The sequence below is a fragment of the Saprospiraceae bacterium genome (assembly GCA_016714025.1).
GTDB lineage: Bacteria > Bacteroidota > Bacteroidia > Chitinophagales > Saprospiraceae > Vicinibacter.
On record JADJOB010000002.1, the window covers coordinates 327,080 to 339,951 of the forward strand.

The 12,872-nt window shown below is 37.7% G+C and carries 10 protein-coding genes; 5 read left to right on the plus strand and 5 right to left on the minus strand.

Annotated features, from left to right (window positions below):
* Nucleotides 1-409 precede the first annotated feature (409 nt).
* Nucleotides 410-1,036: a hypothetical protein gene (locus IPJ80_04675; GenBank protein ID MBK7912774.1), complete on the plus strand. Its 627-nt coding sequence runs from the start codon at nt 410-412 to the stop codon at nt 1,034-1,036.
* A 648-nt stretch (nt 1,037-1,684) separates the two neighbouring features.
* Complete coding sequence (locus IPJ80_04680) at nt 1,685-2,338, plus strand: glucosaminidase domain-containing protein (protein ID MBK7912775.1); 654 nt, start codon at nt 1,685-1,687, stop codon at nt 2,336-2,338.
* Nucleotides 2,339-2,419: 81 nt separating this feature from the next.
* Here IPJ80_04680 and pdxA read toward each other — a convergent pair whose 3' ends face one another.
* Entirely contained in the window at nt 2,420-3,478 is a 1,059-nt protein-coding gene (gene pdxA / locus IPJ80_04685) for a 4-hydroxythreonine-4-phosphate dehydrogenase PdxA (protein MBK7912776.1), read from the minus strand.
* Nucleotides 3,479-3,601: 123 nt separating this feature from the next.
* On the opposite strand from pdxA, the gene IPJ80_04690 reads away from it, so the two are divergent.
* From IPJ80_04690 to IPJ80_04700, 3 genes are all read left to right on the plus strand, one after another.
* Nucleotides 3,602-4,441 (plus strand): transketolase, encoded by an 840-nt coding sequence (locus tag IPJ80_04690; GenBank protein ID MBK7912777.1) that lies wholly within the window; start codon nt 3,602-3,604, stop codon nt 4,439-4,441.
* Nucleotides 4,442-4,579: 138 nt separating this feature from the next.
* A complete protein-coding gene (locus tag IPJ80_04695; GenBank protein ID MBK7912778.1) occupies nt 4,580-5,530 on the plus strand; it encodes a transketolase family protein in 951 nt (316 codons plus the stop codon).
* Nucleotides 5,531-5,901: 371 nt separating this feature from the next.
* Nucleotides 5,902-7,695 carry a CHRD domain-containing protein gene (locus IPJ80_04700; GenBank protein ID MBK7912779.1) on the plus strand — a complete coding sequence of 598 codons (1,794 nt, stop codon included), beginning with the start codon at nt 5,902-5,904 and terminating at the stop codon, nt 7,693-7,695.
* Between the two features lie 117 nt (nt 7,696-7,812).
* Here IPJ80_04700 and IPJ80_04705 read toward each other — a convergent pair whose 3' ends face one another.
* From IPJ80_04705 to IPJ80_04720, 4 genes are read right to left on the minus strand one after another with little or no spacing between them, the layout of a single operon-like run.
* Nucleotides 7,813-7,953: a hypothetical protein gene (locus IPJ80_04705; GenBank protein MBK7912780.1), complete on the minus strand. Its 141-nt coding sequence runs from the start codon at nt 7,951-7,953 to the stop codon at nt 7,813-7,815.
* A gap of 56 nt (nt 7,954-8,009) precedes the next feature.
* Nucleotides 8,010-10,853: an excinuclease ABC subunit UvrA gene (uvrA, locus tag IPJ80_04710; GenBank protein MBK7912781.1), complete on the minus strand. Its 2,844-nt coding sequence runs from the start codon at nt 10,851-10,853 to the stop codon at nt 8,010-8,012.
* A gap of 37 nt (nt 10,854-10,890) precedes the next feature.
* Nucleotides 10,891-11,289: a GNAT family N-acetyltransferase gene (locus IPJ80_04715; GenBank protein ID MBK7912782.1), complete on the minus strand. Its 399-nt coding sequence runs from the start codon at nt 11,287-11,289 to the stop codon at nt 10,891-10,893.
* Between the two features lie 3 nt (nt 11,290-11,292).
* Entirely contained in the window at nt 11,293-12,837 is a 1,545-nt protein-coding gene (locus tag IPJ80_04720; protein MBK7912783.1) for a glycine--tRNA ligase, read from the minus strand.
* Nucleotides 12,838-12,872 lie beyond the last annotated feature (35 nt).

A 12,872-nucleotide genomic window follows, 5' to 3' on the forward strand; every position in this document is an offset into this window, starting at 1 on the left:
ATTTCTTCTAGATAAAAAACACATTAATATTTCAAAACAAAGTTTGTACTCCATGCATGTTCTTCTGAACCCCAAACCCCTTGAAAGGGGATTTTGCTTTATGTGCTGAGCAAAATATTTTTTTCAAATTACATTAATAATCGATTCATTCAATGAAGTAATATCCTAAGCCCCTTTCAAGGGGTTGGGGGTTCGAGTAATGTCAAATAGTATGAGAAAACCATCCTCATATAGAAAATAAACTCTTCTTGCAGTCCTTATATTCTCAAGATATTTTACATTAAAATTAATTTTGTTAGCGAAATGAAAATTTCAATTAAAATCCATCTCCTGGTAAAAATAAAAATGGATCATTGTGATCATTAGGTTTTTGTAATATCTTTGGAAACAATCATTAAAACCAATTGCAATGAATCTAAAATTTGCCCTTGTGATATTAAGCATGATAAGCTATAAATCCTACAGCCAGGATCCGTTCCCAAACTATCTTAAAGAAGCTACAGATTTTTATACTGCTAAGAATTATAAACAAGCTCAAATGAGTTTGCAGGATGCTATTAACGAACTCAACAAGCTCATGTCTGATCAAATCGGAAATGTACTGCCGGCAGAAATCAATGGTCTGCAATCAGTAGAAGGTGGATCATCCAGTACCGGATTGGGAGCTATGGGCGGTAGCCAAATCAGCAAACAATATAAAAATCCAACGCTTGATGAAAATGAAGCAGAAATTCAGATTTTAGCTAATTCTCCCATGATGAGCGCCATGAGCATGTATTTATCCAATCCTTCTTTAATGGGAGAAGGTGCAAAAAGCGTCCGGGTTGGAACCCAACGAGCCATTTTAAAAACTGAAATGATGGATTATTATGGCAACAACGATGTTTCAAAAAAAATCAGATCTACACAGATCCAAATACCATTAAGCCAAACCTTGATTACAATCCAGGTCAAAGGCTTTGCAAACGAACAAGCTGAATTGGCTTTTGCTGCTAAACTGGATCTTGCCAAAATCAAACAAGCTGTTGGAGAGTAGATTGGGGAGGATGAATTAAGAATTAAGAATTAAGAATTAAGAATTAAAAATTACGAATTATTGGAGCGTAGCGTACATCCCGCGTACTCGCGGGACAAATTACGGGAGTGTAGGGAACATCCTTTGTAACTAAGGAACAAATTAAGCGGCCCTTCAGGAACAAAATTTAATTTATAGAAAGAAAAGACGTGAATTTATACCATAATAAATATTTCAGTTGCAGCAAATTCCAACTACCATATTCCATCAAATAAAGTCCTATGTTTAAAAGGATCTTTCATTGAACATTGCACATTGAGCATTGCTCATTGAACATTAAAAAACTTGCCTAGATAAATAATGCTCAAAAAAGAAAAAGCTACCATCATCAACACGATCTTTAATTTATTTAAAAAATCAAGCTATTTGAAGTAAGGACATCCTATCAACTCTCAACTATCAACTATTTTATACTCCAAAATACATATTACAAAATAAAACACTTTATAATTAATTGTAATATAACATTATATATATTATTACCCCCTTGGCGGTTTCAAAATTGGTATTATTTTTGCATCTGTAAAGCGAATCATTACCAAAATGAAATTAGTGCCCCCATATCATCCCATTTTAAGGCTATTGGTTATGCCTTTCGTTTTATTCCTGATGGTCTCTGCCCGTCCGGTTTCTGTTCAGGAAAAATACATCGAACAATTTAAATTTCTTGCTATCAGCGAAATGGATCGCAGCGGCATCCCTGCCAGTATTAAAATGGCACAAGGACTGCTTGAATCCATGGCCGGTCGCAGTGAACTTGCCATTCAGGCAAATAATCATTTTGGCATTAAATGTAAAAACAATTGGAACGGAGAAACCTATCAATACGAAGATGATGATTACAATGCTTCCGGTCAGTTGATTGCTTCTTGTTTTCGATCCTATTCTTCAGCCATTGATTCCTATAAAGACCACAGCGATTTTTTAATGAATCGCCCCCGTTACAAAGAATTATTTAGTCTTTCTAAAACAGATTATACTTCATGGGCTTATGGACTTAAAAGGTGTGGATATGCAACCGATCCCAATTATGCCGAACGATTAATTCGCACAATTCAAAAATACAATCTGGATTTATTGGATTATAAAACGGAGCTAAAAGAAGAATTGATTGTTGAAACTCCTAAAAGAGAAATTCATACTATGGAATCTCTTCAAAACAAAATGATTAAACCGATTTTTGTTTCAAACCCGGTTAAAAAATCTATTCCTGCAAAAACTATAAAAGGAGTACAAAAGAAGAAACGCAAGTCAAGAATTTAGTAACTTTGCCCCAGCCAAAGTTGTCGGGGTCTAAGTAAACCAATCTCAAACCTAGACGAATGATAATAGAGTGATTTTAACCTACTCGCTCGATTCTTCTGATAGCTTTGGCCTTTTCTTTAATACATTTTCACGCATTTCATGAAAGCCTTTACGCTGTAAGTAAATGTCTTTTGCTGTATATATTGCATGGATCATAGAACGAGGATCTGCTTCATTTTTTCCTGCAATATCAAAAGCAGTTCCATGATCCGGTGAAGTTCGAACAAAATTCAAACCAGCTGTATAATTTACACCTTCGTAATATGACATGTTTTTAAAAGGAATTAAACCTTGATCATGATACATTGCCAAAATGCCATCAAATTTACTGAAATGGCCACTTCCAAAAAATCCATCTGCAGAATAAGGTCCAGCAACAAATAAACCGGCTTTTTTGGCTTCTATAATTGCTGGTCGGATAATTTCTTCATCTTCAGATCCAATGAGTCCTTCCTCGCCAGCATGCGGATTTAAACCCAATACAGCAATATGGGGCTTCTCAATTCCAAAATCCGACATCAGCGATTGTTCCATGATCCGCAACTTACTCAATACACTTTCCTTCGTAATCTGAGAAGCAATCGAAGACACCGCCACATGATCGGTAACCAAACCGATTTTAATCCGGTCTGAAACCATAAACATCAGGCAATCATTTACTTCTGCCTTGTCTTTTAAATATCCGGTATGTCCTGAGTAATTAAACCCGGCCATCCGCATAGACAATTTATTTACAGGACCTGTAACCAAGGCGTCAATTTCAGATTTCAACACATCATCCACTGCTCGTTCTAAGGCAATTTGGGCAAATTTGCCTCCATCTGGACTTGCTTTCCCTAAGGTGATCGTTACATTGTCATTCCAGCAATTGACCAGATTGATTCTACCAGGACGGGGTCTCTCCCCCTGGCCAATTATATTGATACTTAAATTTTCAAGCAGCGCAATGTTTTTATGGTATGATACAATCTTGATATTCCCATAAATGATGGGGATGATGTTCTTAAATATTTGTTCGTTGTTGAGTGCCTTAAGGATTACCTCTAAACTGATACTGTTGATATCCCCACAGCTGATCCCAATTTTTACTTTGTCCATGAACGGAAAATTTGATAGACCGCGAAGATAATGCGGATTTGCCAAGCCTCGCTTGTCAGAAATCAGTCTGGATTTTAAAAACATATAGAAAAATTCTTTATTTAATCTACTTTTGCCTGCGAAATGGAGATAGGAGAATTAAAGCGTATGGCATCCCAGGTTCGCAGGGATATCATCAGACAAACCCACCAATGCGCCAGCGGGCATCCGGGTGGTTCTTTGGGTTGTGCCGATTTTCTGACGGCTTTGTATTTTAATGTGCTCCAAAAAAAATTACCCTTTCAAATGGAAGGCATTGGAGAAGACCTTTTTTTCCTTTCCAACGGTCATATTTCTCCTGTGTTTTATTCCGTATTAGCGCGTTCTGGCTACTTTCCAATTGAAGAATTGAATACGTTTAGAAAAATAAATTCCAGATTGCAAGGTCACCCAACAACTCATGAACACCTACCTGGTGTGCGCATTGCTTCAGGTTCTTTAGGACAGGGTGTCAGTGCTGCATTGGGAGCTGCTTTGGCAAAAAAATTGGATTCAGATCCGGGTTTAGTATATGTTTTAACCGGAGATGGTGAATTGCAGGAAGGCCAAATCTGGGAAGCCGTATTGGCTGCCGCACATTATAAAGCTGACAATCTGATTCTTACCGTTGACTGGAATGGCCAACAAATTGATGGCCCAAACGACAAAGTAATGTCATTAGGTGACCTGCCAGCAAAATGGAATAGTTTCGGTTGGGATGTTATGCATATGAATGGCAATAATATGGAAGATGTCCTTAACGTGCTTACATTGGCAAAATCAAAAACAGGCAAAGGAAAACCAATCGTAATCCTGATGAAAACAAGCATGGGCTTTGGAGTTGATTTTATGATGGGCTCTCACAAATGGCACGGAGTCGCTCCCAATGCCGAACAAACCGCTTTAGCCTTAAGTCAATTGGAAGAAACTTATGGAGACTATTAATCAATTACGAATTTAAAATTACGAATTACGAATTTTTAATTCGTAATTAATATTTAATAAAAAATTATGTCATTTCATTCATATCAATTCGTAATTCGTAATTCGTAATTTTAAATTTGTAATTCTAAATTATCCACCATGTCCTGGGATCTCTACCAATCAACTAAAAAATCTGCAACCCGAAATGGATTTGGGGAAGGTTTTCTTGAAGCCGGTCGATTAGATTCCCGGGTTGTCGGATTGTGTGCTGATTTGGTTGGATCATTAAAAATGGATGCGTTCGAAAAAGAATTTCCAAACCGTTTTTTTCAGACAGGAATTTCTGAAGCAAATATGATGGGAATGGCTGCTGGTATGGCAACGGTTGGTAAAATTCCTTATACCGGAACGTTTGCGAATTTTAGTACCGGAAGAGTGTACGATCAGATTCGTCAATCCATTGCATACTCAGATAAAAATGTAAAAATTTGCGCGTCTCATGCCGGAGTGACTTTAGGTGAAGACGGAGCAACACATCAGATATTAGAAGATATTGGATTAATGAAAATGCTTCCGGGCATGACCGTTATTAATCCTGCAGATGCTCACCAAACCAAAGAAGCTACGAAAGCTATTGCAAATTGGAAGGGGCCGGTATATCTTCGATTTGGTCGTCCGGATTGGCCTGTATTTTTAGAAAATCAACCGTTTGAAATCGGAAAAGGACTGGTTCTGAAAGAAGGAAAAGATTTAAGCATTTTTGCAACAGGACACATGGTTTGGCAGGCACTGGAAGCCTGTCGTGAATTAGAAAAACAAGGAATCGATTGCGAACTCATCAACATTCATACAATAAAACCAATCGACGTAGATTGTATTTTGAAATCCGTTCGAAAAACCAATAAAGTGGTCAGCTGCGAAGAACACCAACGCAATGGGGGCTTGGGCGATTCAATTGCTCAGATCCTTGTGCAGCATCATCCTTGCCGGCAGGAATACGTTGCAGTCAATGATTCCTTCGGCGAATCGGGCAAACCCATGGAGCTCTTGATAAAATATGGTCTGGGAATAGAGGATGTTATCAATGCAGCTAAGAAGGTGCTGGGTTAATTCAATTAAGAATTAAGAATTAAAAATTAAGAATTATGGGAGCGAAGCGGACATCCCGCGTACTCGCAGGACGAATTATGGGAGTGTAACACACATCCCGCACAATCGCAGGATGAATTAATTGGAGTGAGGAGGGCTGGATAAGGAGTCACCAAATGCATTTTAAGAGCATATTACACCTCCCCTTGTTTTCTGGATTTAAAATTTTCTAATACCCTAAATGACTTTAGGCTATTAAGGGTTAAATCAATTTTACTTAAATTTGAACGAAACATTTCTTAAGTTTGTTCGATATACATTATAAGCCCATTTTTCAATTCCCGATTTCCCGACATTTTGATATTAATTTACTAATCATAAATGTTTCTACTATGAACAAAAATTTTACCTATTTATTAAGTTTTTTATTTTTCTGCCTCGCGATGCAACCTGTAAGTGTGCAGGCCGAAAACGGACAAATGATGTTCGTTGCAGAAATGAATACTTCAAATGAAGTTCCACCTGTACGCGGTGATGCATTGGGTCTGATGACGTTTCTGGTTTCTGAAGATCGGAGTGAAGTTTACGTGCATGGTGCTTTTACTAATTTAACTGGAAATATCATTGGTTGCCGTATCCATTTAGGAACGAGTGATACAACCGGTCCAGTTTTTATAGATTTAGGAACAATGATTTCTGGAAGTCGTATTAAAGGAGTTTTTAAGACGCCTCCTGGGTTTTTAGCAGCTTCATTTTTTGGAGAACTTTATGTAAATGTGTTTACCACCGGTTTTCCAAATGGAGAAATCAGAGGACAACTCAATTGGAAATCTGAAATTATTTTATCTACTGTGATCTCTGGTGCATCCCAAATTCCTCCCGTACCAGGACAGGCATTCGGACTGGGTGCCATCCGAATCTCTCCAAATTTAACCCGCATGGAATATAAAATCATGTATTCCGGACTCAGCGGTCCGGTGACAGCAGCACATATTCATGCAGGAGATGCTTTCAGCACTGGCCCTGTCATTGCTGATTTACAAGATGGAATCGTTTTGACTGGAACTATTGAAGATCCCAATGTAGTTCAACAAGTTTTATTTGCTGCATTTTTTACCGGGGCTTATGTAAATATTCGTACTGCCGCAAATCCTGATGGAGAAATCAGAGGTCAATTGCAACTGGATGCATTAGCAAATGGCTATGGGGTAATGAACGGAAGTCAGGAAAATCCACCAAATAACAGTAGTGCTAAAGGATTTGGATACGCAGCACTTAATTATCCGGATATGGATACTTTGTTTTATTTAGTTGGTTTTGATGGCCTGGTTCCTACAGCTGCGCACATTCACAATGGTGCTGCTGGTAAAAATGGGCCTATCTTTACCGCTTTAACTCCTTCAAATTTCCCGGGGATATACTTTGGACAAGCTCCAATCAGTGGAGATATGTTGACTGCCTTTTTTAAAGATGAACTGTATTTTAACATTCATACCGATGCTAATCCAGGAGGTGAAATTCGTGGACAAATTGAAAACAATCTTTTAAAATCATTTGCTTTTGATCTGTGTGGTGACCAGGAAATCCCCGTTAAAAATGTTCCTGCTTATGGAGCAGCTTATGTTGCAGTAAACAAAGCAAATACTGAATTAGATTATGGAATGATTGTTCAAAATTTAAATGGAGATGCAACGTCTGCACAAATTTATAATGCAAATTTTGGTGCAAACGGACCTGTTTTAGTTCCTTTGGATTTACCCAATCCGTTTACAACTAATGTGCTTCCAATTACCGGAACAGTTGCTGGCAAAATTGATAAAGATGGAGCGTATATCAATGTACACACTGCAGCAAATCCTGCCGGAGAAGTGCGGGGTCAGATTCGCAGAACACTTTCATGTAAAATCAATACCTCCATTATTGAATCTGTTATCCAAGAATTAAATCTGAACAATAATTTCATTACTCAAGAATTGTTTTTAGAAGCAACTTTGGATAAATCCATGAGCATTGATTTATTTATAAATGATGCCCAAGGCAAACTAATTCGAAAATGGAAACAATCTTTCTATCCGGGATTTAATAAAATCAATATTCCTGTGGAGCAATTAGCTTCCGGTTTTTATTTATTAAATGTTGCTGAAGGTAATAATCCTTTGAGAAGCTTGAAATTTATTAAAAATTAATAGGAAGAGTTGCCACGAATGCATGAATTGAAATGCGAAGAGCAGCCACGAATGCACGAATGAAGACACGAACGAAAACACGAATGAAGATTCGAAGAATATTTTAATAATTCGTCTTTAATTCGTGCATTCGTGGCATTTCTTCTTTCTTTCATCTTCCATTCGTGCATTCGTGGCTATCCTTCTTTCTTTCATCTTCCATTCGTGCATTCGTGGCTTTTCTTCTTTCTTTCTTCTATTCGTCCTCCATTCGTGCATTCGTGGCTATTCTTCTTTCTTCCATTCGACTTCCTTTTCTGCATTCGAGGCATTTCTTAAGATAACAATTCAGCCAGTTCAGTTTTCAGAAATTGACCCGTATAACTTTCTTTCACAGTGGTCAATTGTTCTGGCGTACCAAATGCAACAATGTTGCCACCGTATTTTCCCCCATCAGGACCTAAATCCAATACATAGTCTGCAACTTTTATCACATCCAGATTGTGCTCAATCACCATAACAGTGTTGCCCCGATCTACCAGTTTTTGTAAAACAAGAATTAGGTGTTGGATGTCTTCAAAATGCAATCCGGTAGTTGGTTCGTCAAGAATATATAAGGTTTGTCCCGTATCGCGTTTAGATAATTCTTCCGATAGTTTTACCCGTTGCGCTTCACCACCTGAAAGTGTTGTAGCCTGTTGTCCTAACGTGATATACGTTAATCCTACATCACAAAGGGTTTTTAATTTTCTATAAATTGCCGGAACATGTTCAAAAAATACTGTTGCCTCTTCAACCGTCATATCCAGAACATCTCCGATGGATTTGCCTTTATATAAAATCTCCAATGTTTCCCGGTTGTATCGCTTTCCATTGCAAGATTCGCAGTGTACATATACATCCGGTAAAAAATTCATTTCTATTACTTTCATTCCACCACCCTCACAAACTTCACAACGACCGCCTTTTACATTAAATGAAAAACGGCCTGGTTTATAACCCCTGATTTTTGCTTCAGGTAAACCGGTAAATAAATTTCTAATCTCTGTAAAAACTCCGGTATAGGTTGCTGGATTCGAACGTGGAGTTCTGCCAATGGGTTCCTGATCAATTTCAATTACTTTATCTAAAAATTCAAGTCCTTCAATTTTCTCATATTGCAATGGGCGCTGCAAACTCTTATAAAAATGCGCCCTTAAAATCGGATACAGGGTTTCATTTATCAAACTGGATTTTCCACTTCCGGAAACTCCGGTTACACATATAAAACATCCCAATGGAAATTTAATGCTCAGGTTTTTTAAATTGTGTCCACACGCTCCATATAAAACCACATAGTTTCCATTTCCCTTGCGTCTTTTTTCAGGAATGGCAATATTTTTTCGACCTGATAAATATTCCGCCGTCAAAGAATTCTTTTTTATAAACTCTTCAGGACTTCCTTCGGCAACCAATACACCTCCATGAACACCTGCGCCGGGTCCGAGATCAATAATATAATCAGAGGCCATCATAATATCCTTGTCGTGCTCAACTACCAACACGGTATTTCCAATATCAGAAAGCTCACGCAATGATTTTATCAATCGGTGGTTATCCCGTTGATGCAAACCAATAGAAGGTTCATCCAAGATATAGGTGATGCCAGTCAATTGCGAACCAATTTGTGTTGCTAATCGCGTGCGTTGCGATTCACCTCCTGACAAACTGATGGCGGATCGATTTAAATTCAAATAATCCAATCCAACGTATAATAAAAATCCGATGCGGGCTTTTATTTCTTTTAGAATATCTTTCGCAATAATTTTTTGTTTTCCTGACAATCGATCTTCCAAATTTTTTAACCAATTATCCAAATCCGAAATATCCATTTGTGCTAATTCAGAAATATTTCGCTCGTCAATTTTAAAGTAAAGGCTCTCTTGTTTTAATCTGCTTCCTTTACATACTTCACAATCGGTAACAACCATAAAGTCTTCAGCAAATTGCCGAATTTTCTCCGAACTGGTGTCACGATACCAACGTTTCAGCATGTTTGTCAAGCCTTCAAAAGCCAAATGGTATGATCCTTCAAACCAAACATTTTCTGTTGGCGCCGGATAGGAATCATCCCCTCCAAATAAAATGGTATCCAGAACTTTCTTAGGTATTTTCTTTACAGGTGTTGAAAACGAAAATTTATGACGGTCCGCAATCTGCTTTAACTGCTTAAACAAATAATTTTCCCGAACTTCACCCAAAGGCACAATGCCCCCTTCATGAATTGTTTTAGAATCATCCGGAATCACTTTGTCCATATCTACCGAATGCATAACTCCTAAGCCTTTACACTCAGGACAAGCGCCATAAGGTGAATTAAAAGAAAAGCTATTGGGTGAAGGTTCATCATAAGACAAACCTGATTCCACATCCATCAATCGCTTGCTGAATGGTATTAATTTGTTTTCATCTTGAACAAGTATAAACAAAACATCCTGACCAATTTTTAATGCAGTCTGAATGCTATAACTCAGTCGTTCCGATTTTTCAGGATTAACCTGGATCCGGTCAATCAATACCTCAATGTCGTGAATTTTAAAACGATCCACTTGCAATCCAGGTTTTAATTCCTGAATAACACCATCTACTCGTACTTTATTAAATCCTTGCTTCCGAATTTGATCAAACAACTCACGGTAATGACCTTTTCTGGAACGCACCAAAGGTGCAAGAATGCTTATTTGTTTATGGACAAACTGTTTTTGGATTAACTCCAACATTTGATCTTCAGAATAGCGAACCATCTTGTTACCCGTAGCATGAGAATACGCATCCGCTGCGCGGGCATAGAGTAAACGAAATAAATCATATACTTCGGTAATGGTCCCAACAGTTGATCGTGGATTCCAACCGGTTGTTTTTTGTTCGATAGAAATCACCGGACTTAATCCATCAATTTTTTCAACCTGAGGTCTTTCGATATTTCCAATAAACTGTCGTGCATAATGGGAGAATGTTTCCATATAACGTCTTTGTCCTTCAGCATAAATTGTATCGAATGCCAAAGAGGATTTTCCACTACCTGAAATTCCAGTAATCACAACTAACTGGTTGCGTGGAATTTTTACAGACACGTCCTTCAGATTGTGTTCTGATGCACCTATAATATCTATAAATTCCTGATCGTAATTGAAGTCCATGAAAAATATATCAAGGGATAATCATGTTAGCTTGCAGTTAAATACTCCGCTTAATTATAAATCCGTTATCTACTGCATCCATTCCAATTTTTGGATAATATTCAATTGCATTTGCTGCAGCCAAAAGTAACAACATACACTGATCTCCAACAATTTTTTTTGTCATGGACACCAATTGTTTTCCTATTCCGGCAGATTGAAATTCCTTGCGGACTGCAAGATCTGAAAGATAACAACAAAACCCATGATCTGTTAAGGCTCGGGATACTCCTATAAGTTGTCCATTCATCCGCGCCGTAACAATCAAATTTGAATTTGCATACATCCTTGCAATACGTTCGGTATCTTCTACAGGCCGTTTAAGTCCAGCGCTTAAATACAAATCAATAATTTCTTCCGTTGTGGGGCGGTCTTGATCCGTGTAAATTATTTCCATTCACTAATTTTCAAATAAAGTCTTCCAGGAAATTTTGTCTGCAATTATTTTCTCAATCGCAGCTATGGATACGCGCTCTTGTTTCAAACTATCCCGATTCCGAATGGTAACTGTATCGTTTTCCAAACTTTCAAAATCAATCGTAACACAAAAAGGGGTTCCAATGGCATCCTGGCGTCGATAGCGTCTGCCAATTGCATCTTTGTCATCGTATTGGCATAAAAAAGCAAATTTTAAGTCTTCAAAAATTGCTTTTGCTTTGTCTACCAATTCAGGTTTATTTTTTAACAAGGGCAAAATGGCGCATTTAACCGGAGCAATGGCGGGATGCAATTTTAATACTACCCGCGTAGAAGCATCGCCTTCAGCATCCGGTACGGATTCTTCAGTATACGCATTACTCAACATAGCTAAAAACATCCGGTCACATCCTATAGAAGTTTCAACAACATAGGGAATGTAATTTTCATTTGATTCCGGATCAAAATACTGCAATTTCTTGCCTGATAATTCCTGGTGACTTTTTAAATCAAAATCTGTACGCGAATGAATTCCTTCCAGTTCCTTAAATCCAAATGGAAAATCAAACTGGATATCAACGGCTGCATTTGCATAATGAGCTAAATTTTCATGGTTATGAAACTTCAGTTTATTTGCAGGTGTACCCAATGCCAAATGCCAGGCCATGCGCTTGGATTTCCAATATTCGTACCATTGCATTTCTTCTCCCGGCTTGACAAAAAACTGCATTTCCATTTGTTCGAATTCTCGCATCCGGAAAATAAATTGGCGCGCTACGATTTCATTTCTAAATGCCTTTCCAATTTGCGCAATGCCAAATGGAATTTTTAAACGACTGGTTTTTTGAACATTTAAAAAATTTACAAAAATACCCTGAGCCGTTTCCGGTCGTAAATAGAGTTTGCCTTCTTCTCCTGCAATGTTTCCTAATTGGGTATTAAACATCAGATTAAACTGACGGACTTCCGTCCAATTTCTTGAACCAGAATCAGGATCTGCTATTTCACAATCTTCTATCAGTTGTTTGAGTCCGGCCATGTCGTTTGAAGCCATAGACTGGACCAATCGATCATTGACTTGATTCCATTTCGTCTTTATTTCCTGAATCCTTGGATTGGTTCCACGGTATAATTTTTCATCGAAACTTTCTCCAAAACGCTTCTGCGCTTTTTCAACTTCCTTATTAATTTTTTCGTCCAGTTTATCAAGATAATTTTCGATCAACTGATCGGCGCGGTACCTTTTTTTTGAATCCTTATTATCAACTAAAGGATCATTAAATGCATCGACGTGACCGGAGGCTTTCCAGGTTTTAGGGTGCATAAAAATGGCTGCATCCAGACCTACAATGTGTTGATGCATTTGCACCATGCTTTTCCACCAATACGCTTTAATATTATTTTTTAATTCAACGCCATTGGGTGCATAATCATATACAGCGCTTAAGCCATCATAAATTTCAGATGATGGATAAATGAATCCGTATTCTTTGCAATGAGAGACCAGCTTTTTAAATAAATCGTCCACACAAAAAAATTAAAACTGTAAAAATGAATTTCAAA

Excerpts from the sequence above, each read along its gene's own strand:
- IPJ80_04675 (MBK7912774.1), top strand. The coding sequence starts at position 410 with ATGAATCTAAAATTTGCCCTTGTGATATTAAGCATGATAAGCTATAAA.
- IPJ80_04680 (MBK7912775.1), top strand. The coding sequence starts at position 1,685 with ATGGTCTCTGCCCGTCCGGTTTCTGTTCAGGAAAAATACATCGAACAA.
- pdxA (MBK7912776.1), bottom strand. The coding sequence starts at position 3,478 with ATGGACAAAGTAAAAATTGGGATCAGCTGTGGGGATATCAACAGTATC.
- IPJ80_04690 (MBK7912777.1), top strand. The coding sequence starts at position 3,602 with ATGGAGATAGGAGAATTAAAGCGTATGGCATCCCAGGTTCGCAGGGAT.
- IPJ80_04695 (MBK7912778.1), top strand. The coding sequence starts at position 4,580 with ATGTCCTGGGATCTCTACCAATCAACTAAAAAATCTGCAACCCGAAAT.
- IPJ80_04700 (MBK7912779.1), top strand. The coding sequence starts at position 5,902 with ATGAACAAAAATTTTACCTATTTATTAAGTTTTTTATTTTTCTGCCTC.
- IPJ80_04705 (MBK7912780.1), bottom strand. The coding sequence starts at position 7,953 with ATGCACGAATGGAGGACGAATAGAAGAAAGAAAGAAGAAAAGCCACGA.
- uvrA (MBK7912781.1), bottom strand. The coding sequence starts at position 10,853 with ATGGACTTCAATTACGATCAGGAATTTATAGATATTATAGGTGCATCA.
- IPJ80_04715 (MBK7912782.1), bottom strand. The coding sequence starts at position 11,289 with ATGGAAATAATTTACACGGATCAAGACCGCCCCACAACGGAAGAAATT.